Raw genomic sequence first — 23,321 nt, 5'->3', positions numbered from 1 at the left:
ATGGAGGTCGCAAAGGATTTTTGAGGCAAACGTGGAGACACGTTTGCCTCATATCGTATCAGTAGTTGAACGTGTCGCCGCTCTGGATCGCTTTGGCCAACGCGATCTCCGGCCAGCTGCCTTCGCCGCCACGGTCACGGATCTCTTTCAACTGCACACGCGCAAGATCAAGGCGGCCGGCTTCGACGTGAGCCTGACCCATGTAGGAGCGCGCCAGGATGTTGTCTGGGTTCTTTGCCAGCGCTTTGTTGTAGTAGCGCATACCTTCATCCACATTGCCCAGACGGCGGTGGGTGAAGCCCCAGTAGGTCAGAACGCGGTCAGCGTTTTGATCTGACATCATCGCCAGCAGTTCCTGTGCCGCCGCATTTTCACCGGCATAAGCGAGGCTGCGTAGGTTTTCAAAATAGTCCTCGTCGGTCAGCGAGCTGTCTTGCTGCACGACGCATTTGCCAGCGCTTTCGCTGTATACCTTGCCGCTGCTGCAATGCACGGTTTTGGGTTTGGGTGTAGAAGAACCGCTTCCCGCGGACCAAACAGGTCCAGCCACGGCAAAAACGGCGAGTGACGCGACTGCGAAGGATTTGACCAACATCATTCTTTCTCCAAAAAATCTCTGTGCTTAGCAATACGCTAGCACGTGGTATTAAGATGTCGTAATCACAGGGCTGTCAGTTCAAATAAAATTCAAAAAAGGCGCGGCCATGGGCCACGCCTTTGTGATTTCCAGGTGATTTCTGGTGTCTTAGTCTTTGAAAACACGCGCGAAAATCGTGTCGACGTGTTTGGTGTGGTAGCCCATATCAAATTTCTCTTTGATACCGTCTTCACCCAGTGCCGCCACAACATCGGCATCCGCCAGAAGCTGTTCCTGGAAGTCCACGCGCTCTTCCCAGACCTTCAATGCGTTGCGCTGTACCATGGCGTAGGCGTCTTCGCGGCTGACACCCGCTTGGGTCAGAGCGAGAAGCACACGCTGAGACATCACCAGGCCCGGGAACTTGTTCATGTTCGCCAGCATGTTTTCCGGGAAGATCAGCATTTTGTCGACCACACCGGCCAGACGGTTCAGTGCGAAGTCAAGAGTGACGGTCGCATCAGGGCCAATGCCGCGTTCAACCGAGGAGTGAGAGATGTCACGCTCGTGCCAGAGTGCCACGTTTTCCATGGCCGGGATCACGGTCATGCGCACCAGACGGGCCAGACCAGTCAGATTTTCGGTCAGAACCGGGTTCTTCTTGTGGGGCATCGCGGAGGACCCTTTTTGGCCCATCGAGAAGAACTCTGCGCCTTCCAGCACCTCGGTACGCTGCATATGGCGGATTTCCACGGCGATGTTCTCAATAGAGCTGGCGATCACACCCAGCGTGGCAAAGAACATGGCGTGGCGGTCGCGCGGGATCACCTGTGTGGAGATCGGCTCTGGTGTGAGGCCGAGCTGCTCACATACGTGCTCTTCTACGGCTGGGTCGATGTTGGCAAAGGTGCCAACCGCGCCGGAGATTGCGCCGGTGGCGATTTCTTCACGCGCCTGCTGCAGACGGGCCTTGTTGCGGTCCATTTCAGCGTAGAAGCGGGCAAAGGTCAGACCCATGGTGGTGGGCTCTGCGTGGATACCGTGAGAGCGGCCCACGCGAAGGGTGTCTTTGTGCTCAAACGCGCGCTTTTTCAATGCAGCCAGCACTTTGTCCATGTCGGCGAGCAGAATGTCTGCGGCACGTACCAGCTGTACGTTCAGGCAGGTGTCCAGAACGTCAGAGGAGGTCATGCCCTGATGTACAAAGCGGGCTTCTTCGGAACCCACATGCTCTGCCAGGTGGGTCAGGAAGGCGATTACATCGTGCTTGGTGACAGCTTCGATTTCGTCGATGCGTGCGACGTCAAATTCGACGTCCTTGGCTTTCCAGACGGCATCCGCGTTTTCCTGCGGGATCACGCCCAATTTGGCTTGCGCGTCACAGGCGTGCGCCTCGATTTCGTACCAGATGCGGAACTTGGTTTCAGGCGACCAAACGGCGACCATCTCGGGGCGGGCATAACGCGGGATCATATCTCAGCCTTGTTTGTTAGCGTGGGGTCGAGCGTCGTTTAGACGTCGGAGCGCAAAACAGCAAGGGACGTGGTTCTGCGATGCGCATTTAGCTTGTAATTGCAGCACACTAAGTGTCCTATTACGCGAAATTTTGATGGAGGCATTTATGAAAGCTTGGTCCAGCCTTGTTGCCTGTGCTGCGGTGGGCGCGTTGTCCTTGCTGCCGCAGGTTGCACTTTCCGACACCGAGGTTGTCTATGCAGACGCCGGGCGCAACGTGTTTGAAGTCACTGTGCCTGATTTTTGGACATTGCGGGTGGGCGGGGCACGGGAGATCACACCGTCAGACGATGACGCACTGCGCCCGATTGCGCGTGTCTTTGGATTGTCGCCTGAGCTGGAGAATGGCGTTTGGGTTGGTTTGATGTCGCCGCCGCAGCTGCGCGGGCTTGAAGATGCCAAGGACTATGCGCAAAGCCTCAGCGGACAGCTTGCCAAAACCACCGAGATCACCGGCACAGAAAGCCGCGAGATAGCTGGCTATCCTGCCTTTGTCGTTGAGGGCACGGGCCGCCGCGATGGGCGCCCTGTGCATTTCACCGCGGCCGTTCTGGAGCTGCCGCGCGATCGCGTGGTTGTTGGGTTGACCGTGCTTGAGAAAGGGTATGACACCAGCGCTCTGAGCGATGTGAATGCCATTTTGCAATCCATTCGCGCGCGCTGAGGGAGGTTTGACATGACAAAGAAACGCTCTTTGAAAATGATTGCCGGCCTCGGTTTGGCGGGGATGCTTCTGGCGGCTTGTGAAGGTGGCGGTGGCTATGTCAGCACCGGTGTCTACTACGACAGCATGTTGTGGAACGACTACTACTACCACGACCATCCGGATCGCCCTGACAGGCCGGACCGGCCCGAGCGCCCTGATCGTCCAGAACGCCCGGTTCATCCGATTGCACCTGCGCCGCCTGTGGCCCGGCCACCAGTGGCGCGCCCGCCGGTGGCTCGACCTCCGGTTGCGCGCCCGCCTGTGGGACGGCCGCGACGCTAAGTCGCTGCCGCCAAGGCCGGTTCTGCCAGCGTCGTGCGCACAAGCGAGGATTGCTCCAGCGTGCGATGCACCGGGCAACGGTCAGCGATTTCCAGGAGCCGCTGCCGTTGTTCGTCGCTGAGATCGCCTTGCAGGTGGATTGTTCGGGAGAACGTGTCCACCTTTTGACCGGCCGGGGCCTCGGCGTCCCGCGCATGGACCTTGTCGTGGCTAACATCGACCCAAACATGGGTGAGGGGCCAGTCTTTGCGGCGCGCATACATGCGGATGGTCATTGAAGTGCAGGCACCCAATCCGGCGGATAGGAACCCATAAGGCGTCATGCCTTGGTTGGTGCCGCCGTAGGCCAGAGGCTCATCCGCAAGTGCGTGATGTGCAGGCCCTGCATTCACGTCCTGCAAAAAGCCGTTTGGATCAGCTTCTGCAACGCGCACGATGCCTTCAGGCGCACCGGGCGGCGGGGCAGGCGGGCGCAGCTGTAGATAGCGCCCTGCCCAGGAGGAGATCACTTCGGCCGCATATTCCGCGTCTTTGGGATCGGAGATCAGGTGATCTGCGTCGTCCAGTGTCACAAAGCTCTTGGGGTGTTTGGCCGCCTCAAAAATACGCGCAGCATTTTCGATGCCCACTGTGCTGTCACGTGGCGCATGCAGCACCAAAAGCGCCTGATTGAGCTCGCGGATGCAGGGCGCGATATTTTGCGCGGAGATATCTTCCAGAAACGCTTTGGTGATCTGGAAAGGACGCCCCGCGAGGCTGACCTCGGCTTGGCCTTGCTGGTCAATCTCGGTGACCGCATCGCCAAATTGGTGGCTGACATGTTCCGGCTCAAACGGGGCGCCCAAGGTGACGACCGCTTTGGAACTGGCAATGCGCGTGGCGGCCTTGAGAACGGCCGCACCGCCCAGGCTATGGCCGATCAGCAGGCTTGGTGCCATGCCGCGGCTTTCCAGATAGGCCGCTGCCGCTTCAAGATCTGCGACGTTGGAGGAGAAATGCGTGTTGGCAAACTCCCCTTCTGAATGTCCGAGGCCGGTAAAATCAAACCGCAAGACCGCAATGCCCATCGCCGCAAGACGCGAGGCGATGCGGCGGGCGGCTGGGATGTCTTTGGAACAGGTGAAGCAATGGGCAAATAGGGCCGTGGCCAGATGTGGGCCGTCAGGCAAATCAAGGCGGGCGGCAAGCTGATCGCCACCGTGGCCGGGGAAGGTGATGCGTTCGATGGGCATGTGGTATCTCCAGAGAGCAGTTGCCTCTCAATGTGTGGGCGCAAAGCCGCCTATAAAAGGAAGATTTCGTTTGGTCACAGGAAGGTGACTTTGTGCGAGCGAACAATTTTGGTGCCCAGCCGACTGAGGATGATTTTGAGCGTGCTTCCGAGCTTGTGATTGGATAGCAAGACGCCATGCAACCTATTCTACAGAAACAGATTCCTTATGACGCGCTGGCGCAGAAGCCCTTGCCGGGTATTGCGCCGCTTGAGCCTGCGGACTGGCTGATTTTTGATGACGCTTATGCGGCGCAGATGGCTTTGCGCTGCGCTCTTTTGAAACAACGCCCGGATGAGGTGGCTTGCCTTGCGCCTGAAGCTTTGCCTGCCGCGCAGGAGGCTTTGCGCGTTGTGCTGGATTGCCTATCGCAGCGCGAGGGTTTTGGTGTTTCTGAAACAGTGGTTGTTTGTCCGGATGGGCGCGAGGTGACGTTGGACTGGAGCCAGCCTCTGATGAGCCTTGGCCAGATCATTCAGGAGGACATCTGTCTGCTGCAAAAACAGGGAGAGGAGCATGTGCTCACCGGCGCGGTGCTTTGTTTTCCTGCGAGCTGGACTTTGGCGGAGAAGTTTCAGAAACCGCTGATCGATATCCATATTCCAGTGGGGGAATATGACGCCAACATTGCGAAACGCGTGCAGCGTTTGTTTGATGGCGTGCGCGCCGGGCGTCCGCTGTGGCGTAAGAATGCGCTGTGGTATGACGATCCCACGTTGTTTACGCCGCGCTCAGAAAACGCGCCACGCGATCCGGTGCCGGCAAAAGCAGGGGCGTATCTGCGCTCAGAACGTCAGAGCATCCTGCGCCTGCCTCAGAGCGATGCGGTGATATTCTCAATCCACACCTTTGTGGTGCGGCGCGAAGATATCCTTTAGCGCGCCGCAGCCGGATTTCGCTGGCAGAACCGAGTTCAGACCTTGGCGCGTTGCAGCATGCCAAACAGATCACGCGGATCATCCGGATCTGCAAGCATATCCAGATCTTCGTGAAATGAGGTTTCCGCCACCTTGTCGCGGATATAGCGCAGCGCCGAGAAATCCTCGATTGCAAAGCCCACACTGTCAAACAGAGTGGTCTGGCGCGTATCGCGGCGGCCCTGTTCTGCGCCTGTGATCACCTGCCAGAGCTCGGTGACGGCAAAATCCTCAGGCATCTGCTGGATTTCGCCCTCGATGCGGGTCTGTGGCGGGAATTCCACAAACACTTCGGAACGCTCCAGAATGCCTTTGGCCAGTTCGGTCTTGCCGGGGCAGTCTCCGCCAATCGCGTTGATATGCACACCTGCGCCAACCATGTTGTCGCTCAGGATTGTGGCGTATTGTTTGTCTGCCGTGCAGGTGGTCAGGATCTGCGCGCCTTCGATCGCCTCCTCAGGCGAAGAACAGCTGACAACGGTCAACCCGCTGCCTGCAAGATTGGCGGCGCATTTTGCAGTAGCAGCCGGGTCTTTGTCATACAGGCGCACGGTTTTTACGCCCATGATAGCCTTCATGGCGAGCGACTGGAATTCGGACTGCGCGCCGTTTCCGATCATTGCCATGGTGTCTGTGTCTTTTGGTGCCAGATACTTAGCGGCCATTGCTGAGGTGGCTGCTGTGCGCAGGGCTGTCAGAATGGTCATTTCCGTCAGCAGAACCGGATAGCCGGTGTAGACATCAGCGAGCAGACCAAAAGCGGTCACGGTCTGCAGCCCTTCGGCGGTGTTCTTGGGGTGGCCGTTGACATATTTGAAGCCGTAGGCTTCGCCGTCAGAAGTCGGCATGAGTTCGATCACACCGACGTCGGAATGGCTTGCCACGCGGGGTGTTTTATCAAACTGCTCCCAGCGGCGAAAATCTTCTTCGACATAGCGTGTGAGGTCGATCAGCACCTGCTCGACGCCGGTGTGATGCACAAGCCGCATCATATTGTCGACGGAGACAAAGGGAACGAGGGCTTTTTCAGAAGGTTGGGACATATGAGTGTGGCTCCGTCAGAGAGAAGTGGGGCGGACCTGCCCGCGAAAGTTAGGAGAAGCTTCGGGTTGGGCGATCAAAGACCCGCCGACCGAGTGCCGAGGCCGCAAGATCGACCATCAGCTTGGCGGTGCGCCCGCGTTCGTCGAGGAAGGGGTTCAATTCGACCAGATCCAGCGAGCTCAGCAGCCCGCTGTCATGCAGCATTTCCATGACCAGATGGGCCTCGCGCACAGTGGCTCCGCCCGGTACGGTCGTGCCTACGGCTGGGGCTACGGATGGGTCCAGAAAGTCCACGTCGAGCGACACATGCAGCAAGCCATTGTTTTTCGACACATGCTCAAGGAAGGTCGCGAGCGGTCGGGCAATGCCGTTTTCGTCGATATCGCGCATATCGTGGCGGCGGATTTCTGTTGCTTGCAGCGTCTCGCGCTCTGCTGCATCCACCGAGCGCAAGCCGATCATGCAGATGTTTGCTTCGGGCACGGGGTTCTGCACAGCCGGAAAGCCGTCAAACCCATCACGCCCAGCGAAGTAGGCCACGGGCGTGCCGTGAAGATTGCCGCTGTCACTGCTTTGAGGTGTGTGAAAATCGGTATGTGCATCCAGCCACAGCACAAACAGCGGACGGCCCTCTTTGGCGGCGTGATTGGCAACACCGGCAACCGTGCCAGCGGACAGGCTATGATCTCCACCCAAGAAAATAGGGAAGCCACGCGCGCAGGCCTCCTTTGCCGCAGTGGTGAGACGCTCGGTCCAGGCAATGGTTTCATTGAGCGCATAGGGTGCGCCTTCTGTCATTTCATCTGAAAAGGCGCGAGGCGCGAGATTGCCGAGGTCTTCGACCGCATGCCCGAGATCCTCAAGGCTTTCACGCAGGCCAGCCGTTCGAAAGGCATCCGGCCCCATCAGACATCCACGACGGCGTTTGCCGCTATCCACCGGCGCGCCGACCAACAAACAGGTCTTTTGTGTCATTTGCTCATCCATTTGACGCTATTTCTCGGAAGATGTTTCCGAAATGAATTGATTTACACCCAGCAATTTGCACATAACGCGAAGAGATTGTTCAGATTGGAATGTGGAGCTGTCGAAATGGATGATGTGGATCGCAAGCTGATTTCGGCATTGCGCAACGATGCGCGCGCCTCGTTGTCTGATCTGGCGATCACGCTTGGCGTCTCGCGCACCACGGTGCGAGGGCGGATCGAGCGCCTGCGTCAGCGCGGGGACATCGTCGGCTTTACTGTGGTCTTGCAAGACGACATGAAAAGCGATCCAGTGCGCGGGCTTATGTCTATCGGTATTGAGGGCAGGGGGACAGACCGAATTGTGCGCCACCTCACCGGATTTACGCCGGTACGCGCCATTCACAGCACCAATGGCCGTTGGGATCTGATTGTGGAATTGGGAACCGAGACTTTGGCGGAACTTGATGACGTGCTGGCCCAGATACGGCGCCTTGATGGGGTGGCTACCAGCGAGACCAGCCTGCTGCTCTCCACCCGGAAGGCCGGGTGAAGATTGGATACCGTCAGGTCAGGCTGTACGCTTGATCGCCCAAAGCCAGATCAGGGCGGCGCCAAGGGACAGGAGGGCGTTGTAGTTGGCCATGGACAGACCAAACATCTGCCATGGGATCTCGTCACAACGCACCAAAGGCGCGGACATGATCTGATTGAAAAGATCGTCGGCGCTCATACCTGTGATGTCACCGCTGGTGCAGGTTGAGGGGCCTTCCCACCAACCGCGTTCCACACCGGAGTGAAACAGGCCGATCAGGCCGGACGTCGCCGCACCCAGAGCGGCCACATAGGCCAGGAGTGTCATGCCTGAGAGGGCAGCCAAAGCTCCGGCACCTGCTGCCACCCAATGCGGGTAGCGCTGGTAGTAGCAGAGCTTGCAGGGCGCTAGCCCGCCAATGAATTCAAAAGCCCAAGCCCCAAGGACCATGCTGACCGAAAATCCGGTCAGCAGCAGAAAGACATGTTTTTGCGTCATTATTATAGGTATCTCACCACCAAGAAGCCGCCAAAGAGCAGCACAAGAAAGACGGTGGTTACGAGGCCAAGGCGGTTCTCGATGAAGTCGCGGATCGGCTCACCAAATCTGCGCAACAGACCTGCAACCAGGAAGAAGCGGATGCCACGCGCCAAGATCGACGTTGCGATAAAGGTGCCCATAGGCATGCCGGTGAACCCCGACATAATGGTGATGACCTTGTAAGGGAAGGGCGTGATGCCCGCGCCAAGTACCGCCCAGAACCCGAAGTCGTTAAACCGCGTTGAGAACTCTGCCACTGCGTCCGCTTTGCCGAGAGACATCAAGATCGGCTCGCCAATCTGCTCATATGCAAAGTAGCCAATTGCATAGCCGAAGATACCGCCCAACACGGAGGATATGAGCGCAACCAGTGCGATCAGCCAGGCCCGAGATGGGGCTGCCAGAATCATTGGGATCATCAGCACGTCAGGGGGAATTGGGAAGATCGAGCTTTCGATGAAGCTGACAATCGCGAGCGCCCAGAGCGCGCGGGGATGATCTACTAGACTCATGGTCCAGCTGTAGAGGCGTTGAAGCATATTTCGGTCTCTTGAGCCCTAGTTTGCACCTTACACTTGCGTAGGGCATCGGGATTGAAGTGCAAGCAAATAATCAACGAATGAGTGCGGTGAGGCCGAATCTGTCGCTGTCATATCTCTGTCAGAAAGTTGCGTTTTGTGGCTGGACCTTCCTGAGAAGCTTGTCTAAATGAAGAGCGTGGCCCAAGTGGCGGAATGGTAGACGCAGGGGATTCAAAATCCCCCGCCTTCACGGGCGTGAGAGTTCGAGTCTCTCCTTGGGCACCACAAAATCAATAGGTTACGTCGTGTAGTTAATGTTGGTGAGCATGCCCGCTCCACGCAATTTCGCGCAAAATCCGCTTTGCGTTTAACCCTGATACGACCAAAGGCCTATGAGGGCTTTGGGACATATCTCTAGGTGCATGAGCTCCTCGGGCCTATAGTTTCCCTCACTCTTGGGGAGGAGAGATATGTCACAGTCAACCAGCAATCGAAAATCCATAGCAGCCCTTGTTGTTTCTGCCCTTGTGTTCCTTGTCAGTCTTGCCGGGCTGGGCTGGGGATTTGTTGTCTCGGCCATTCTTGCAGGCGCGGCATTTTTTGGCATGACCATGATGAGCAAATCATCGAGTGCGGCTGAAGCGCCCGAAGTGTCGGCGACCCTGGATCCTGTTGTGGCACCCGCGCCGAAGCCTGCGGCGCCTGTAGCGGAACCGGAGGTTGCTCCAGCGCAAGATACTCAGGAAGCCGAACTCGAGACTGCATCTGCAATGGCGGAAGCTGCTCCAGAGGCCGACACTGAAACGCAGGTCGCTGATCCCGCAGTCACGGCAGGAATGGTGAAATTGGGAACGCTGCTTCCGGGGGAGGCGGAGCTGTCAGAGCGCAGAGGGGCCTGGCGATACGAGGGCTAAGGGCGCGGGCCGTGGTCTTGGCAAAAAAATAGGCGCCTGAGTGGCGCCTTTTTCTTTTTGAGGGATTGGGACGTGTTTGGGGCTTAGCGGCCCCATGTGCGGACGGGGCCGCAATCCATATGCACAAAGTTTGAACCGGAGTAGCGGCCAACACCACCGGCGCGGCATGCGGCTGCTGCGCGGGCCATTTGCGTCACTGAGCGGGAAGAGAGGCGCAAATCTGCTGCTTGGCCTTTCATGTGCAATGAGTTCTTCGCCACGCCGCGGGAGCGGGAGCGCAACATCGCGTTGGTCTTGGGGCTGCGATAGCCGGACAGCAGCATGTAAGGCTCGCCTGCATCCATCAGATTGTGGGCTGCGGCCATGATGTCGATGGTGCGAATGTCCATGTTGATAACGTCATTGGTGCGCCAGTCACGCATGAAGGCGTTGACTTCGCTGACCGCGTCTTTGATGTACTCGCCTTCGACCCAGTAAATGGTGTCGATGCGCTCACCTGTGCGGCCTGAATACATACGAATGCGGCGGATATCACCGCCACCGCGCAAAAAGCCCGCTGCTTTGGAATATGTCGGAGCCGCAGTCAATGCTGTTGCTGCAAACGCGCCCAGCAAGCCGCGCCGCGTCATGCTCAAAGAGCCGTCGTTCGGTTCGTTCATAGTTTCAGCGCCTGTCCCGTCGCTTACCTGCCACCGCGATGTTACGCGGCCGTTGTTGTCATCCATCCCCTCAGATGTGCGGTTTTTATGGCACACAAGGATTTCTACACCAAGGTTTCTTTTTGGCGTTGACGCGCGGAGCATGGGTTTTAGGCAGAATTTTGCTTAATTCCTGAACAAAAGGTTTCCGCCGCCGGACTTGTGGCGTCGCTGCACCGGTGCAACAAATTGCACCGCATTCCCCCCTTTGGCGAACTTGTGATTGGACAGCGTAGTCGATACGGAGAAAATCGAAGTCTAAATTGATCCCGACTATTGGAAGTTTCTTATGTTGCAACCTTCGCGCGCGTCCCGCTTTAAGCGCTGTGTTTTCAGCTCTGTCACCGCGGTTGTCCTCGCTGTTTCAACGCTGACCACTGAGGCGCAGGCCTTCCCAGCCTTCAAGCAGGCGGTTGCAGAAACAGCGGCGCGGGACGATGCGATTGCAGCCTATTACCGCGGCGCGGATTTCGATCCGATCTGGACCGGGCAGGGGGAGATCTTTGTTCAGCGGCGCAAGGCACTGATCAACGCGCTGTCCCGTGTTGAGGATCATGCTCTGCCGGCGGCACGTTATGATGTGGATCGTTTGGTTGCCCAAATGGCCAGTGCGCGCAGCGCGCGGGACTTGGGGCTTGTGGAAGTGGCGCTTAGCAAGGCTTACCTGAGATATGCGCGTGATCTGACCTCCGGCATGCTGGTGCCGTCCCGTATTGACGAAGAAATCGTGCGCGAGATTGCGCGGCGTGACCGCACCGAGCTTTTGCAGAGCTTTATTGCGGCGGCGGATGCGAAGGGCTTCCTGCGTGGGCTTGCACCTCAAACGCCGGAATACACCCGCTTGATGAAAGAGAAGCTGCGCCTTCAGCGTTTGGTTTCTCAAGGAGGGTGGGGCGAGAGCGTGCCTGTTGCCAAACTCGAGCCAGGCGATAAAGGTCGTTCGGTTATTGCACTGCGCGACCGCCTGATGCGGATGGGCTTTATGGAGCGCTCCGCCACCGCCTCCTATGACAGCGACGTTGAAAACGCCGTGCGCGCATTCCAGACAGCCCATGGGTTGGAAATTGATGGCGTCGCGGGCAAGGGTACGATCAGCGAGATCAACGTATCTGCCGAGACCCGCCTGAAATCCATCATGGTCGCCATGGAGCGAGAGCGTTGGCTGGATCGCGAGACAGAAGGACGCGAAATTCTCGTCAACCTGACCGACTTTTCCGCGAAGATTATCGATGACGGCAAGCTGACCTTCCGCACGCGCTCAGTGGTTGGCAAAAACCAGAGTGATCGCCGCAGCCCGGAATTCTCCGACACCATGGAGCATATGGTCATCAATCCAACCTGGAATGTGCCACGCTCTATTGCCACCAAGGAATACCTGCCTCTGCTGAAGCAGAACCCGAACGCTGTGAGTTATCTGCGTTTGGTGAACGGCCGCGGTCAAACGGTTGATCGCAGTGCAGTTGATTTTTCCCAGTTCACCACCCGGAACTTCCCGTTTGATATGAAGCAGGCGCCGGGCAACCGCAATGCGCTGGGTTTGGTCAAATTCATGTTCCCGAACCGGCACAATATCTATCTGCATGACACGCCTCAAAAGGCGCTCTTTAAACGCGAAGTGCGGGCTTACAGCCATGGCTGTATCCGACTGCAGCAACCGTTTGAATTTGCCTATGAGCTTCTCTCCAAACAGGAAGACAACCCCAAAGGCTTCTTCCAGTCGCGTTTAAAAACCGGGCGGGAAACCCATGTGAATCTGGAGCAGAACATCCCGGTGCACATCATTTACCGCACGGCTTACACCGAGGCCAAAGGTCCAGTGCAGTATCGCCGCGACGTCTATGGTCGTGACGCAAAGATCTGGGAAGCCATGGCAAATGAAGGGGTGGCCTTAACCTCTTATCAAGGCTAAACACGCCTCCGACATCATCCGGAGGGTTGCACATGGCGTTTACGGTTCAGCAGATTGCTGCGGCAATTGATGCGCAGGCACATGGCAACGTTGATTTGGTCGTGGAGCGGGTTGCCGAACCTGCCTTGGCTGGTCCGGATGATCTGGCGCTTCTGACCAATCCTAAATTCGCCGATGGGCTTGCCAAAGGGCAGGCCAAAGTGGCGCTTCTTTGGGATGGTGCAGATTGGGAAGGCATGGGGCTTGAGGCCGCGATCACCGCCAAACGCGGACGGTTTGCCATGTCTGGACTGTCGCGCATGATGGACCCCGGTCAGGGCTATCTGGAAGGCATTCACCCGACCGCACTGATTGACGAAACCGCCTCTATGGGCGAGGGCGTCTCCGTTGGACCTTATGCGGTTGTCGGCGCAAACGTGCAGATTGGTGCACGCAGCGTTATTGGCCCGTTCTGCCATATTGGAGCAGATACCCGTCTGGGTGAGGACACAATGCTGCGCGATCATGTTTCCATCGGCGCGCGCGTCACCATCGGAGACCGGTTTTGGGCCCAACCCGGCGCGCGGATTGGCGCGGATGGACTGTCGTTTGTGACCCCTGAGGCGAGTGGTGTAGAGAAAGCGCGCGCCTCACTAGGGGATCAGGGTGACGTCAATGAACAAGCCTGGGCGCGTATACATTCGCTTGGTGCTGTAACCATCGGAAATGACGTGGAAATTGGGGCCAACTCCTGTGTAGATTACGGCACGGTGCGCGACACCAAGATTGGCAATGGCTGCAAGATCGACAACCTCGTTCATGTGGCGCACAATGTTGTCGTGGGCAATGATTGTCTGTTTGCTGGCTTGGTCGGCATTGCCGGCTCCACGCGCATTGGCAACAACGTGGTTCTTGGCGGCCAGGTTGGCGTTACCGACAACACCACCATTGGCGACAACGTCATCGCCGGTGGTGGCAGCAAGCTGATGAGCAAGGTGGCACCGGGGCAGGTTGTGCTTGGTTACCCAGCGGTCAAGATGGAAACCAATCTGGAAATGTACAAAGCTCTCAGACGGTTGCCGCGATTGGCAAAGCAATTTGCAGATCTTCAAAAAACTGTTTCGAAGTTGGGCTTTAAGTCCTAAAACCCGATGGCCGCGGGAAAGGAAGAGAAATGAGTGTCAAAGTCAAAGTCATTGAAATCATTGCCGAACAGGCGGTTTTGGAGCCTTCTGACATCTCTATGGACAGCACTTTGGAGAGCCTTGGCATCGACAGCCTTGGTCTGGTCGAAAGCATCTTTGCCATTGAAGAGGCCTTTGATATTTCGATCCCTTTCAATGCCAATGAGCCTGAGAAGAGTGACTTTGACATTTCCTCAGTAGCCACCATCATTTCCGGCATTGAAAAGCTGGTAGAAGGCTGAGCCTGCACTCGCAGAACGAATAAGGCGAAAGAGGACATGAAGCGCGTCGTCATTACCGGAGCCGGCACAATCAACGCCCTTGGGCATGATGTGCCACAAACGCTTGCAGCCATGCGTGAAGGGCATTGTGGCATTGGCGAGCTGGACATGCGCGATGTGGACCGTCTGGGCGTCCAAATCGGCGCGCAGGTTCAGGGCTTTGAGCCAGAGGTGATCTTCAACCGTCAGCAGCTTTCGCTCTATGACCGCTTTACGCAGTTCGCGCTTGTCGCGGCCCGTGAGGCGCTGGCGCAGGCCGGTCTTGAGTTTTCCGGTGAGCTTTCCGCAAAGTCCGGCGTTGTCCTTGGCAACTCCGGCGGCGGTATGCAGACGCTGGATGAAAACTACCGGACCGTCTATGAGGACGGCAAAAACCGCGTACACCCCTTTGTGGTGCCCAAGCTGATGAACAATGCCGCGGCGAGCCACATCAGCATGGAGTTTAACCTCAAAGGCCCGAGCTTCACGGTGGCTTCTGCCTGTGCGAGCTCCAACCATGCGATGGCGCAAGCCTTTCAGATGGTCCGTTCCGGCATGTCTCCGGTGATGATCACCGGTGGAGCTGAATCCATGCTCTGCTTTGGCGGCGTCAAAGCCTGGGAAGGGCTGCGGGTTATGTCCAAGGATGCGTGCCGGCCGTTTTCGGCCACCCGCAACGGCATGGTGCAGGGCGAGGGCGCAGGTGTCTTTGTCTTTGAAGAGATGGATCACGCCAAGGCGCGCGGTGCGGAGATTCTTGCGGAAGTGGTCGGCTTTGCCATGACCTCAGACGCTGCTGATATTGTGATGCCCTCCCGTCAGGGTGCATCCCGCGCGATCTCCGGCGCTTTGGCCGATGCCAAGCTGAACCGCGAAGACGTGGGCTATATCAACGCGCATGGCACCGGCACGGCGGCAAACGACAAAACCGAATGCAGCGCGGTGGCCGATGTCTTTGGCCCGCATGCAGATAAGCTGATGATTTCTTCCACAAAATCCATGCATGGTCATTTGATCGGCGGCACCGGCGCGGTGGAGCTTCTGGCCTGTATCATGGCGCTGCGTGATGGCGTCATCGCGCCCACGATCGGCTATGAGGAAGCCGATCCTGAATGTGCAATGGATGTTGTGCCCAATGAGGCGCGAGAGGCCAATGTGGATGTGGCGCTCTCAAATGCATTTGCCTTTGGCGGGCTGAATGCGGTGATGGCGTTAAAGAAGGTCTGATACCGCAAGACCGTCGATACACAGACTTTGACAAAACAAAAGCCGCCCACCATCAGGTGCGCGGCTTTGTTGTTTTTGACGCTTTGGGAGCGTTTACTGATCGACACCACCTGCGGTGTCAAAGGCTTTGGTAAAACCAGCCAAGGACATTTCCACGGTGACCACCTGATCCGGGGCCAAGGCGGGCACAATGGTGATCTGCGCGACGTTGCCAGCTTTGAAGTTGTTGATATCGGCTTCGCTAAATCCGATCCGCGCGACACAGCCAGCCTGATTGCAGAAGGCAAACGGGTAGCGGCGGGCGTTGTTGCTGTCCACGGCCATGGTCAACTGCGAGGTCAGCAGCGTTTCAAGCGGGACAATCAAAGTCGCACCGGCCACCGCCTGACCTTCAGGTTGGGCCAGTTTGAACAGTGTGACTTCAGAGATCGGCGTACCAGTCTGGTCGCGCAAAAGCTGATACAAACGGCATGGGCGCGGCTCCGGCCCGCTGGCCGCACATTGCAGCTCCCAATCGCCGATAACTTCGGTGGTCACGTCATTGTTCGGGGCCTGCGGGATCTGGGCTTCACCTTGTCCGGCCACGGCTTCCCCCATTGCCAGCGATCCGTCAGACAGAGATGGCACACTCTGCGCAGAGAGCTGGCTCGCCACGAGCAACGCGGCAATAAAAGTTGGAAGTTTGAGCATGTGATTTCCTGATTGTTCTCATGTCGTCTGCCGTCGCTTAACACGGCAGAATTTGATTGTCAGGTCACGCTTGATGAAAACCTGATCAATGCTGACAGGCTTCGCTTTTGTGAGCGGACACATCTGGCGGAGCATGCCTCGCAGCCGGGTCGTGAGGGTAAACTAAGTTTGCACGAAAGATGGCATGTAAGGGATTGAAGGGGCAGTCACTTTCCAAAGAAAAAGGGCCCAAAACTGGGCCCTCTCCCTATATTTCACTCCCCGTCGGACTGGCCGACTTATTCATTGCCAAAACGCTACGGCCAAAATCGTTTGCGGTCAACAGGAAAAAGAAATTCTTCTGCCTTGGAATTGTTCAAAAAAAAGGGCCGCACAGTGCGTGCGGCCAGTACTCAACAGGGAGGAGTTCGTTCCCAAAACCGTTAAGTTCTGGTCTGGAACACCTTTGAAAATGGGGCAAAAAGGTTAACAATGTATTCTGCATTCGGTTAACCAACTCATTTTCAAGGCAACGGCGAGGTAAGTCACTGATGGACGGCAAGATTTTTTTGGGCGGTGGCGGACCCGATTATGGCGAAAAACAGGGGCTTTCTCTGAAATATGCCAACCGGCATGGCCTGATTGCTGGGGCGACCGGCACCGGAAAGACCGTAACTTTGCAGATTCTGGCGGAAGGATTCTCCGCAGCCGGGGTGCCGGTGTTCCTGTCTGACGTGAAGGGCGACCTCTCAGGTCTTGCCGCTTCCGGCAGTGCGGAGGCCAAATTGCACAGCGCTTTCACCTCCCGCGCTGAAAAAATAGGCCTTGAGAGCTACAGCTACAAAGCCTTCCCAGTGACTTTCTGGGATCTCTTTGGGGCGCAGGGGCATCCGGTGCGCACCACAGTTGCGGAGATGGGGCCGCTGTTGCTGGCGCGACTGATGGAGCTTAGCGAGGCACAGGAAGGTATTCTCAACATCGCCTTCCGCTTGGCGGATGAGCAGGGACTGCCTTTGCTGGATCTCAAGGACCTGCAGGCGCTGCTTGTCTGGGTTGGAGAGAACCGCGCAGAGCTGGCCCTGCGCTATGGCAATATCTCGGTCAACTCGATTGGTGCCATTCAGCGCCGCCTGCTGGTTCTGGAAAACCAAGGGGCCAACAAACTCTTTGGTGAACCGGCGCTGGATCTGTCTGATCTGATGCGGGTGGACGCCGAAGGCCGCGGTCGCATCAATATCCTTGCCTCAGACAAGCTTATGGGCGCGCCACGCCTTTATGCCACCTTCCTGCTGTGGCTGCTGTCTGAGCTGTTTGAAACCCTGCCTGAGGTGGGCGATCCGGAGAAACCCAAGCTGGTATTCTTCTTTGATGAGGCGCATCTTCTGTTTGACGGTGCGCCTAAGGCGCTGATTGACAAGGTGGAGCAGGTGGCGCGCCTGATCCGCTCCAAAGGGGTGGGGGTCTACTTCGTCACCCAGAACCCTGACGACATCCCCGAGGATATTCTCGGGCAATTGGGCAACCGCGTCCAACACGCACTCAGGGCCTTTACAGCCCGCGATAAGAAAGCGCTGCGCCTTGCGGCAGAAACCTACCGCCCAAACCCCCGATTTGAGACCGAAGCGGCGATACGCGAGGTGGGCGTCGGCGAGGCGGTCACCTCGATGCTGATGAAGAAAGGCGTGCCCGGCATTGTAGAGCGCACGCTGATCCGTCCGCCATCGTCGCAACTTGGGCCACTGGATCAGGCGTTGCGGGCAAATGTGATGGCCAACTCACCGGTTGCCGGAAAATACGACACCCCCAAGGATCGTCATTCCGCCTATGAAATGCTGCGCGATCGCGCCGCAAGCGCAGCCAAGGAGGCGGAGGTCGTCGAAGCTCAGGAAGAAGAGCAACTCACGGCACAGCGTGAGTTCAGCGCGGCCCGGCGCTACAGCGGTGGACGGGTGAGCCGATCGTCCTCAAGGTCTATGCGCATCCGGTCAGATGACAGCTTTGGCACCGCCATGGGCAAGATGGTGATGAAAGAGCTGACAGGCACCACGGGGCGTAAAATCGTGCGCGGTATTCTCGGCGGTCTCTTCAAAGGGCGCTGAGCCAGCCCCTTCTCATTCTCAAAATATGCTCGCCGAAGGCAAAAGGCGCTCCCGAGGGAGCGCCTTTTTCTCTTACTTTTCAGGGATCAAACCGCGTGGGCTGAACCTCAGCACCAACAGCAGGATCACCCCCATGGTCAGCAGGCGCATATGGGCTGCGCTGTCGATGAGGTGCTTCTTCAGGCCGCTGTCTTCCGCCATCCCGATGGTGACCAGCTCCATCAGCCACAGCCCCATCGGCTCAACCTGCACCCAGAGGAACCAGATCAGAAAGCCGCCCAGGACCGCACCAAGGTTGTTGCCGGAGCCACCGACAATCACCATCACCCAGATCAGGAAGGTGTAGCGCAGCGGCTGGTAGGTGCCAGGCGTCAACTGACCATCAAGCGTGGTCATCATCGCGCCGGCAATGCCGCAGACCGCCGAGCCCAGCACAAAGATCTGCAGATGGCGATTGGTGACGTCTTTGCCCATGGCTTCGGCAGCCACCTCATTGTCACGGATCGCGCGCATCATCCGGCCCCACGGGCTTTTGAGCGCAAGCTGTGCCATCACGAAGATCAAGATCAGCACAATGGCAAACAGGACCGAATAGTTCAGCTTCACAAAGATCGACGAGGCTGTCGCCACATCCATGCCCAGGCCTTCAGCGCGGTTGATGAAGGTTGAGGAGTTCTGCAGGTCGATCTCATAAGGCACCGGACGGTCCAGCCCGACCACATTTTTCACGCCGCGCGCCAGCCAGTCTTCGTTTTTCATCACGGCAATGATGATTTCCGCGATCCCCAGCGTCGCAATCGCCAGATAGTCAGAACGCAGACCCAGAGCGGTTTTGCCGATCAGCCAGGCCACACCAGCAGCCAGCAGGCCACCCACAGGCCAAGCCAGCAGCACTGGCAGGTTCAGACCACCCAGATTGCCCTGCAGCGCTGGATTGATCGCCTCGACAGCGGCCACACCGGGATCAAAGATACCGCGGTAGAGGAAGAAACCCGCCACCAGGATGGTGAGCGTTGCGAGATTGCGCGCACGCCCAGCAGGCATTTTTTGACGCAGCATAACCGCGCCCACAATTGTGCCGGCACCCGCAAGCAAAGCGATCATAATTCGCCAGCCACCTGCGCTCCAGGCACCGTCAACAGGCGCTGCGGAGGTCAGTACAACGGCCAGACCACCAAGCGCGACAAAGCCCATAACACCCACGTTAAACAACCCGGCAAAGCCCCACTGCAGGTTCACGCCAAGCGCCATGATTGCCGAAATCAGCCCCATGTTGAGGATCAGCAGCGCGACGTTCCAGCTCTGCATAAAGCCGGTCAGTACAATCAGGCCAAAGACCAGGGCAAAGAGGGCGGTGTTTTTTAGCTGTTCACTCATACCGATTTCCCCTTGAACAGGCCGGTCGGCTTGAACAGCAGAACCACGATCAGGATCACAAAGCTGACGGCAAATTTATAGTCGGTGCTCAGAAGCTGCACGAGACCGGAGGGCTCAAGGCTTTCTGGCAGCATGTATTTCAGCACTTTTTTCCACGCGTAGGTGATGGTTACCTCTGAAAAGGCAATCACAAAGCCCCCGGCAATGGCACCCAGCGGGCTGCCCAGCCCGCCGACGATGGCTGCGGCGAAGATCGGCAGCAGGAGTTGGAAATACACAAACGGTTTGAAGGATTTGTCGAGCCCGTAGAGCACACCCGCTGTGGTCGCGAGTGCCGCCACAATCAGCCAAGTGTACATCACAACACGCTCAGGGTTGATGCCCGACAGCAGCGCCAGATCTTCGTTGTCTGAATAGGCCCGCATGGACTTGCCGGTGCGGGTGCGGTTCAGGAACCAGAACAGCAGTGCCACAGCAACGATGGCGACCACAACGGTGATGCCCTGCGTGGTTTTGATCGCAAGGCCTTCGCGCAGGCCAGTCATCTGTTTGAACTCGCGCACTGAAATAATGAACCGTTCGCCATCAGAGAATTTCTGATCCGCTGGGCCGATGATGAAGCGTACGAGGCCATTCATTATGAACATCACGCCCATGGAGACGATAACAAGGATCACCGGCTTGGCTTTTTGCTCGCGGTAAAAGCGATAAATCATACGGTCGGTGATCAGCATCAGCGCCATGGTGCCCAAAATCGCAAAGGGCAGGGCCAGCAGGGCGGTTGGCAGCGGACCCAGGCTCAGGCCCATGGATTGGAACCACCATGTGATCAGCACAGCCAGCATCGCGCCAAAGGCCATGGTGTCGCCATGGGCAAAGTTGGAAAACCGCAGAATGCCATAGATCAGCGTCACCCCGAGCGCTCCAAGCGCCAGCTGGCTGCCATAGGCGATTGCGGGGATCAAAACAAAGTTAGAAAGCGCCACAAGGGCGTTGAGAAAGTCCATGGTCCTCAGCCCCCCAGGAATGACTTGCGGACTTCGTCATCCGCGAGAAGGTCTTTGCCGGTGCCGGTGTAGGCATTGCGGCCCTGAACCAGCACGTAGCCTTTGTCGGCGATTTCCAGCGCCTGGCGGGCGTTTTGCTCGACCATCAGGATTGGAATGCCGGTGCGGCTGACTTCGATGATGCGGTCAAACAGCTCGTCCATCACGATGGGCGACACGCCCGCTGTGGGTTCATCGAGCATCAGAACCTTGGGTTGGGTCATCAGGGCGCGGCCCACGGCCACCTGCTGACGCTGGCCGCCAGACAGCTCCCCGGCCGGTTGGTTGCGCTTCTCCTTAAGGATCGGGAACAGGTGATAGACCTGCTCGATGGTGCCGGAGAAATCATCAGTGCGGATGAAGGCCCCCATCTCGAGGTTCTCTTCCACGGTCATTGAGGTGAAAATATTGTTGGTTTGCGGCACAAAACCCATGCCTTTGGCCACGCGTGCCTGCGGGGTCAGATCGGTGATATCTTCCCCATCCAATCGCACCGAGCCCTGACGCAGGTTCAGCATGCCAAAGACAGCTTTCATACCGGTGGATTTGCCCGCGCCGTTTGGCCCGACGATCACAGCAATTTCGCCCGGGTTCACGGCAATGGTGCAGTCATGCAAAATGTCCGGACCGTCCTTGCCATAGCCGCCGGTCATGCTGTCGCCGACCAAAAAGGCATTGGTCGTGTTCATCTCTTTCCCGGTGCCGACGGAGCTTACAAGCTCACCGCCGCCTTTCGGGTTGGTGATCGAGGCGTCTTTGTTGCCACGATCGTCCTGATACGGGTTCCCCGTCATCCCATCACTCCTCGCTGAGCAAGCAGATAACACCGTCAATGCACCGTCGCTTTACCGCTGCAATACAGCCGCGATACCGATGCGATACCGACGTGTTATGCGCTCAGCTGTTCCTTGTTCTTGAGCCCGGTGCCGAGGTAGGCCTCGATCACCTGTTCATTGGCTTTGATCTCATCCAAAGTGCCTTCTGCGAGCACTTTGCCTTCTGCCATACAGATCACCGGGTCACAGAGACGGCCGATGAAATCCATGTCATGTTCGATGACGACAAAGGTGTAATTCCGTTCTTTGTTCAGGCGGATAATTGCATCGCCGATGGTGTTGAGCAGGGTGCGGTTCACCCCGGCGCCCACCTCATCCAGAAAGACGATCTTGGCATCCACCATCATGGTGCGCCCCAGCTCCAACAGCTTTTTCTGACCGCCTGAAACCTGACCCGCCTTATGGTCGGCAAGGTGCTCAATGGTCAGGAATTCAAGCACTTCGTCGGCTTTGGCGCGCAAGGCGCGTTCCTCATCCGCAATGCGCTTGCGACCAAACCATGTGTTCCACAGCGTCTCACCAGATTGCCCGCCGGGCACCATCATCAGGTTCTCGCGACAGGACATGGAGCTGAATTCATGGGCGATCTGAAACGTGCGCAGCAGCCCTTTGTGAAACAGCTCATGTGGCGGCAGGCCGGTGATGTCTTCGCCCGCCATGGTCACACGACCGGATGTGGGTTGAAGGACGCCAGCGATGACGTTGAAAAGAGTGGTTTTTCCGGCGCCGTTGGGGCCGATCAACCCGGTAATCGAGCCAGGCTCGATCCGAAGGGTCGCACCGTCAACGGCATGAAACCCTCCAAAGTGTTTGTGAACGTCTTCTACGACGATCATGGCTTTTCCCCCGAATGCACAGTTCTGGCTGCGCCTTATATATGGAGAAACAGCCCGGGCAAGGCCGGGCTGTTTCTGTTTCAAGTCACGCTTTGTTTAGCGATACTTAGCTGTGGTGATCTCGCCGCCGTCGATGACGATCTGGCGATAGTTGCCAGCCGATTCACCTGGTCCGATCAGCTCAACAGCGGATGCGCCCACATAGTCGACGTCCCCGCCACCTGCGATAATGTCGAGCGCTTTGGCCAGCTCACCTGGGTAGATTTTCTCGCCAGGTGCGTTTGCAACTTCCATGACTTTCTCTTTGAAATCAGCGGATTCTGCAGAGCCAGCTGCCTGCATGGCCAGCATGATCAGTGCCGCAGCATCATAGCTTTCCGGAGAGAATGCGCCGGAAGAATCAAACGCATCGCCTACGATCTTGCCGTAGTTGGCAGCGCCCGGGCTGTCGGTGCCTGGGAATTGACCGGTCGAGCCTTCGATTTCGTCACCAAAGTTCGCTTGAAGCTGGTCGCCGACCATGCCGTCAGGGAAGTGGAAGGTGTCAAACGCGCCGGTATCGATTGCGGCGCGCACGATGCCGGAGCCACCGCCGTCAACGTAACCAGCAACCACGAGACGCTCGCCACCGGCGGCGGCAAGAGCGCCAACCTCTGCAGAGTAGTCAGCCTTCTGGTCTTCATGCGCTGCGCTGATGGTGATTGAGCCACCTGCTGCTTCATAAGCGGAGGCAAATGCGTCTGCCAGGCCTTTGCCGTAGTCGTTGTTTACATAAGAAACAGCGACTTCCTTGATGCCTTCTTCCATGAGGATTTCGGTCATCACAACGCCTTGGCGGGCGTCAGAAGGTGCGGTGCGGAAGAACAGGCCGTTGTCTTCGTTGTTGGCGTGGCTGAGGCCCGGGGAGGTTGCCGATGGCGAAATCATCACAACACCGTTTGGCACTGCAACGTTTTGCAGGATCGCACCGGTGACGCCGGAGCAGTCTGCGCCCATGATCGCTTTGACACCGTCAGAGGTGATCAGGCGTTCTGCGGCGGCGGTGGCCGCGGCGGCATCAATACAGGTGGAGTCTGCGCGGACCGCGCTCACACTTGCACCGCCCAGCAGCTTGCCGCTGTCGTTGACTTCTTTGATTGCCAGTTCGGCGCCGTCACCCATTGCTGGGGTGATGGATTCCAGAGGTCCGGTGAAGCCCAGGATGACACCAATTTTGATGTCTTCTGCAGATGCAGCTCCGGCCAGCAATGCGCCTGCGGCGGAGGCCATAAGCAGCTTTTTCATGTTCTTACTCCCTAGTGATTTATTGTTATTCCGAATTGGAGCCTAAGCGCGCTAAAATCAAAAGGAAAGAGGCTGTTGACCAATTTTTCATCATTGGCGGGAGCTTTCACATAGCAAACGGCTAGGTGCC

Annotated in this window: 24 protein-coding genes and 1 tRNA gene; 11 read left to right on the top strand and 14 right to left on the bottom strand. The window is 57.5% G+C overall.

Annotation, left to right across the window (positions count from 1 at the left end):
• Positions 1-58: 58 nt before the first annotated feature.
• Positions 59-598: a tetratricopeptide repeat protein gene (locus J7399_RS00195; protein ID WP_247742680.1), complete on the bottom strand. Its 540-nt coding sequence runs from the start codon at positions 596-598 to the stop codon at positions 59-61.
• Between the two features lie 147 nt (positions 599-745).
• Entirely contained in the window at positions 746-2,050 is a 1,305-nt protein-coding gene (gene purB, locus J7399_RS00190) for an adenylosuccinate lyase (RefSeq protein WP_209083474.1), read from the bottom strand.
• 148 nt (positions 2,051-2,198) lie between these two features.
• Between purB and J7399_RS00185 the strand changes: the two genes are divergently transcribed.
• Both J7399_RS00185 and J7399_RS00180 read left to right on the top strand, forming a co-directional pair.
• Positions 2,199-2,756, top strand: a complete 558-nt coding sequence (locus J7399_RS00185) for a hypothetical protein (RefSeq protein ID WP_209083472.1) — start codon at positions 2,199-2,201, stop codon at positions 2,754-2,756.
• 12 nt (positions 2,757-2,768) lie between these two features.
• Complete coding sequence (locus tag J7399_RS00180; protein ID WP_209060336.1) at positions 2,769-3,080, top strand: hypothetical protein; 312 nt, start codon at positions 2,769-2,771, stop codon at positions 3,078-3,080.
• Here the strand turns inward: J7399_RS00180 and J7399_RS00175 are convergent.
• Complete coding sequence (locus J7399_RS00175) at positions 3,077-4,312, bottom strand: alpha/beta fold hydrolase (RefSeq protein ID WP_209083471.1); 1,236 nt, start codon at positions 4,310-4,312, stop codon at positions 3,077-3,079. The genes J7399_RS00180 and J7399_RS00175 overlap by 4 nt on opposite strands.
• 176 nt (positions 4,313-4,488) lie before the next feature.
• Here J7399_RS00175 and J7399_RS00170 point away from each other — a divergent pair, with 176 nt between their 5' ends.
• On the top strand, positions 4,489-5,229 hold the full coding sequence (locus J7399_RS00170) for a DUF3445 domain-containing protein (RefSeq protein WP_209083470.1): 741 nt from the start codon (positions 4,489-4,491) through the stop codon (positions 5,227-5,229).
• 35 nt (positions 5,230-5,264) lie between these two features.
• On the opposite strand, the gene J7399_RS00165 is transcribed toward J7399_RS00170, so the two are convergent.
• Both J7399_RS00165 and rocF read right to left on the bottom strand, forming a co-directional pair.
• A complete protein-coding gene (locus J7399_RS00165) occupies positions 5,265-6,311 on the bottom strand; it encodes an ornithine cyclodeaminase (protein ID WP_209083469.1) in 1,047 nt (348 codons plus the stop codon).
• A gap of 49 nt (positions 6,312-6,360) precedes the next feature.
• Positions 6,361-7,287, bottom strand: a complete 927-nt coding sequence (gene rocF, locus J7399_RS00160) for an arginase (RefSeq protein WP_209078279.1) — start codon at positions 7,285-7,287, stop codon at positions 6,361-6,363.
• 117 nt (positions 7,288-7,404) lie between these two features.
• Here rocF and J7399_RS00155 point away from each other — a divergent pair, with 117 nt between their 5' ends.
• On the top strand, positions 7,405-7,830 hold the full coding sequence (locus J7399_RS00155) for an Lrp/AsnC family transcriptional regulator (protein ID WP_209060320.1): 426 nt from the start codon (positions 7,405-7,407) through the stop codon (positions 7,828-7,830).
• An 18-nt stretch (positions 7,831-7,848) separates the two neighbouring features.
• Here the strand turns inward: J7399_RS00155 and J7399_RS00150 are convergent, their stop codons facing one another.
• Both J7399_RS00150 and J7399_RS00145 read right to left on the bottom strand, forming a co-directional pair.
• Positions 7,849-8,310, bottom strand: a complete 462-nt coding sequence (locus J7399_RS00150; protein WP_209083468.1) for a disulfide bond formation protein B — start codon at positions 8,308-8,310, stop codon at positions 7,849-7,851.
• A 2-nt stretch (positions 8,311-8,312) separates the two neighbouring features.
• The gene (locus tag J7399_RS00145) at positions 8,313-8,891 is read right to left on the bottom strand and encodes a YqaA family protein (RefSeq protein WP_209083467.1); all 579 of its coding nucleotides are present in this window, start codon (positions 8,889-8,891) and stop codon (positions 8,313-8,315) included.
• Positions 8,892-9,072: 181 nt separating this feature from the next.
• On the opposite strand from J7399_RS00145, the gene J7399_RS00140 reads away from it, so the two are divergent.
• A tRNA-Leu gene (locus J7399_RS00140) sits at positions 9,073-9,158 on the top strand.
• 185 nt (positions 9,159-9,343) lie between these two features.
• Positions 9,344-9,787, top strand: a complete 444-nt coding sequence (locus tag J7399_RS00135) for a hypothetical protein (protein ID WP_209083465.1) — start codon at positions 9,344-9,346, stop codon at positions 9,785-9,787.
• Between the two features lie 83 nt (positions 9,788-9,870).
• Here the strand turns inward: J7399_RS00135 and J7399_RS00130 are convergent, their stop codons facing one another.
• Positions 9,871-10,416, bottom strand: coding sequence for a DUF882 domain-containing protein (locus tag J7399_RS00130; RefSeq protein WP_209061982.1), 546 nt, complete (start codon positions 10,414-10,416; stop codon positions 9,871-9,873).
• Between the two features lie 358 nt (positions 10,417-10,774).
• Between J7399_RS00130 and J7399_RS00125 the strand changes: the two genes are divergently transcribed.
• From J7399_RS00125 to J7399_RS00110, 4 genes are read left to right on the top strand one after another with little or no spacing between them, the layout of a single operon-like run.
• Entirely contained in the window at positions 10,775-12,394 is a 1,620-nt protein-coding gene (locus J7399_RS00125; protein WP_209083462.1) for a L,D-transpeptidase family protein, read from the top strand.
• 32 nt (positions 12,395-12,426) lie between these two features.
• Positions 12,427-13,518 (top strand): UDP-3-O-(3-hydroxymyristoyl)glucosamine N-acyltransferase, encoded by a 1,092-nt coding sequence (gene lpxD, locus J7399_RS00120; protein ID WP_209083461.1) that lies wholly within the window; start codon positions 12,427-12,429, stop codon positions 13,516-13,518.
• Between the two features lie 29 nt (positions 13,519-13,547).
• Positions 13,548-13,799, top strand: coding sequence for a phosphopantetheine-binding protein (locus tag J7399_RS00115; protein WP_209083460.1), 252 nt, complete (start codon positions 13,548-13,550; stop codon positions 13,797-13,799).
• A 36-nt stretch (positions 13,800-13,835) separates the two neighbouring features.
• Positions 13,836-15,044, top strand: coding sequence for a beta-ketoacyl-[acyl-carrier-protein] synthase family protein (locus J7399_RS00110; protein ID WP_209083459.1), 1,209 nt, complete (start codon positions 13,836-13,838; stop codon positions 15,042-15,044).
• A gap of 93 nt (positions 15,045-15,137) precedes the next feature.
• Here the strand turns inward: J7399_RS00110 and J7399_RS00105 are convergent, their stop codons facing one another.
• Positions 15,138-15,734: an invasion associated locus B family protein gene (locus J7399_RS00105; RefSeq protein ID WP_209060304.1), complete on the bottom strand. Its 597-nt coding sequence runs from the start codon at positions 15,732-15,734 to the stop codon at positions 15,138-15,140.
• Positions 15,735-16,264: 530 nt separating this feature from the next.
• Here J7399_RS00105 and J7399_RS00100 point away from each other — a divergent pair.
• Complete coding sequence (locus J7399_RS00100) at positions 16,265-17,812, top strand: helicase HerA-like domain-containing protein (RefSeq protein ID WP_209083458.1); 1,548 nt, start codon at positions 16,265-16,267, stop codon at positions 17,810-17,812.
• A 72-nt stretch (positions 17,813-17,884) separates the two neighbouring features.
• Here J7399_RS00100 and J7399_RS00095 read toward each other — a convergent pair whose 3' ends face one another.
• From J7399_RS00095 to J7399_RS00075, 5 genes are all read right to left on the bottom strand, one after another.
• Positions 17,885-19,189 carry a branched-chain amino acid ABC transporter permease gene (locus J7399_RS00095; RefSeq protein WP_209083457.1) on the bottom strand — a complete coding sequence of 435 codons (1,305 nt, stop codon included), beginning with the start codon at positions 19,187-19,189 and terminating at the stop codon, positions 17,885-17,887.
• Complete coding sequence (locus tag J7399_RS00090) at positions 19,186-20,196, bottom strand: branched-chain amino acid ABC transporter permease (RefSeq protein WP_209060298.1); 1,011 nt, start codon at positions 20,194-20,196, stop codon at positions 19,186-19,188. The genes J7399_RS00095 and J7399_RS00090 overlap by 4 nt, the downstream gene beginning before the upstream one ends.
• Before the next feature lie 5 nt (positions 20,197-20,201).
• Positions 20,202-21,029 (bottom strand): ABC transporter ATP-binding protein, encoded by an 828-nt coding sequence (locus tag J7399_RS00085; protein ID WP_209060296.1) that lies wholly within the window; start codon positions 21,027-21,029, stop codon positions 20,202-20,204.
• 95 nt (positions 21,030-21,124) lie between these two features.
• Entirely contained in the window at positions 21,125-21,907 is a 783-nt protein-coding gene (locus J7399_RS00080; RefSeq protein WP_209078288.1) for an ABC transporter ATP-binding protein, read from the bottom strand.
• Positions 21,908-22,003: 96 nt separating this feature from the next.
• Complete coding sequence (locus tag J7399_RS00075; RefSeq protein ID WP_209083455.1) at positions 22,004-23,191, bottom strand: ABC transporter substrate-binding protein; 1,188 nt, start codon at positions 23,189-23,191, stop codon at positions 22,004-22,006.
• Positions 23,192-23,321 lie beyond the last annotated feature (130 nt).

Origin of the sequence: Shimia sp. R9_1, from assembly GCF_017743775.1 — a bacterium.
In the GTDB taxonomy this organism is placed as follows: domain Bacteria; phylum Pseudomonadota; class Alphaproteobacteria; order Rhodobacterales; family Rhodobacteraceae; genus Shimia.
Note: the sequence above shows the minus strand (reverse complement) of the source record. Positions and strands in the feature narration are given on the sequence as shown.